Annotated in this window: 2 protein-coding genes; one reads left to right on the forward strand and one right to left on the reverse strand. The window is 68.0% G+C overall.

All coding sequences use genetic code 11. The annotated features are described in order from the left end of the window. Positions 1-800, reverse strand: an 800-nt coding sequence (locus ABTZ89_RS38190; protein ID WP_502949656.1) for a transporter substrate-binding domain-containing protein, incomplete at its 3' end; no start/stop codon positions are given. Positions 801-1,257: 457 nt separating this feature from the next. On the opposite strand from ABTZ89_RS38190, the gene ABTZ89_RS38195 reads away from it, so the two are divergent. Further along, the gene (locus ABTZ89_RS38195; RefSeq protein ID WP_351054252.1) at positions 1,258-2,040 is read left to right on the forward strand and encodes an endonuclease/exonuclease/phosphatase family protein; all 783 of its coding nucleotides are present in this window, start codon (positions 1,258-1,260) and stop codon (positions 2,038-2,040) included. The last annotated feature ends 71 nt before the right edge of the window (positions 2,041-2,111 follow it).

Raw genomic sequence — 2,111 nt, forward strand, 5'->3', positions numbered from 1 at the left:
TGGTAGATGGCGTCGTACTCGCCGGATTCCTTGGCCTTCTTCAGGGATTCGTTGACCTTCTGGAGCAGCGCGGTGTTGCCCTTGCGGACCCCGATGCCGTACTTGTCGCCGGTGGCGAACTCCGTGGTCACCTGGGTGTCCGGGTTGTTCTTGGAGAAGTTCAGCAGCACGCCGTTGTCGTTGATCGCGGCGTTGACCTGACCGGTCTGCACCGCGGTCTCCTGCAGCGCGAGGTCGTCGAAGACCACGACCTCGTAGCCGAACTGGTCCTTGTTCTTCTCGGCGTACTCCTGGCCGGTGGTGCCGACCTGGACGCCGAGCTTCTTGCCGCGCATCTGGGCCAGGTCGGTGATGCCGGAGTCCTTCTTGACCAGCAGCGCCTGCTCGGCGTCGAAGTACGGGTCGGAGAAGTCGAGGTTCTGCTTGCGGACATCGGTGATCGTCATGGCCGCGGCCGCGACGTCGCACTGGTTGCTGTTCAGCGACTCACCGGACTGGATGCCCTCGTCGAACGGGGCGTCGACGATGTTCTGCTGCACGCCGAGGTCGCGGGCGACCAGGTCGACGAGGTCGACGTCGAAACCGACGATCTTGCCGTCCTTGGGGAACTGGAACGGCTCGTAGGGCAGGTGCGTGCAGGTGGTGAGCTTGCCCGGCGCGATCAGTTCCACCGGACCGCCCGCGGCGTCGCCGCCGCCACCACCTCCGGTCGGCTGCGCGCACCCCGCGGCCGCCACGGCCAAGGCCAGGGCGGGCAGCAGAGCGGCTGCTCGAAGTGCTCCTCGACGACGCGCCACGATGTCACTCCTAGTAGGTGAGGACCTGAGTCGTTGAATGGTGCCACCCGATCGGGCGTAATCCCAACGCTGAATGTTGCGAAGCCATCAAATTTTTCCGCCGCCGCAGCCGCCACCGCCCGCCGAGTTCGGCAAACCTGGCGGTCGAGCACCGAAGCGACGAAAGGAATTCCGACGAACCTCCCGCATCCCCGTGGGTCGTTTGCCCACACCGTCCGAGTGCGACTCAGTCTCATGTGGCGCGCACCACTGGTCAACCGGTACGGCGAACCGGTTTGGAAGCCACGAAACGCCGACCAGATGATCACTGTCCGTGATCAAATCGTCGTCCCAGGCGACCGCCCAACGCGCAGGTGACGAGAAGTCGCCACTAGCCCATCCAGCGGTCGAGCGGAATTGCGCCGGTGCGCAGACTTCAACGTGCCCTTCGGCGAAGGCCGAAACCCCGAAGGAGGTCACGATGCCCCGTCGTTCGACCGTGCTCTGGCTGGTGGCCGCGCTCGCCGCCGCCTTCACCGCCGTGCTCCCCGTCGCGCACGCGCAGGCCCCGGCCGCCCGATCCTTCGACGTGCTCCAGCTCAACCTCTGCAACAGCGGCGACGAGGCCTGCAGCGCCCCCGGCCAGGCCGTCGACGCCGCGATCGACACCATCCACCAGCGGCAGCCGGCCGTGGTGACGCTCAACGAGGTCTGCGCCTCCGACATCACCCGCATGACCGCGGAAACCGGCTACGGCTGGGAGTTCACCCCGGTCGGCGACGCGAACACCGGCGCCCCGGCCAAGTGCCACGACGGCCGCGGCGACGCGGGCGTGGCGATCCTGACCCACCCCGACCTCGGCGCCCCCGGCGAACCGGTCGAGCGGCAGTTCGCCGCGCAGGACGGCAGCGGCGTGCAGCGCGTCCTGCTGTGCGTGCCGTACTCGCAGGTCTCCGCGTGCACCTCGCACCTGTCCCAGGAGGACGGCCAAGTGGCGGCCGAGCAGTGCCGCGAGCTGACCTCGATCGCCACCGCGCTGGGCACCCAGGCGGTGCTGGGCGGGGACCTGAACCTCGTCGTCGGCGGCACCCCCGACGTCCAGTCGTGCGTGCCGGACGGCTGGTACCGCAAGGACGACGGCAGCGTGCAGCACGTCTTCGCGATGGACGCGTTCCGCTTCGAACGAGCCGAAACGCTCCCGATCGGCGGCACCGAACACCCCGGCCTGCTCGTCCAAACCACCCGGCCGATCCGCGCTACTTGATCACGGTGCGTGGCTTGGGCTACAAGTTCGAGGCGTGACCTCGATCGCGTGATCGGGAGCACGAGATGCGC

Origin of the sequence: Saccharopolyspora sp. NPDC002686 (assembly GCF_040295745.1) — a bacterium.
GTDB classification, from domain to species: domain Bacteria; phylum Actinomycetota; class Actinomycetes; order Mycobacteriales; family Pseudonocardiaceae; genus Saccharopolyspora; species Saccharopolyspora oryzae.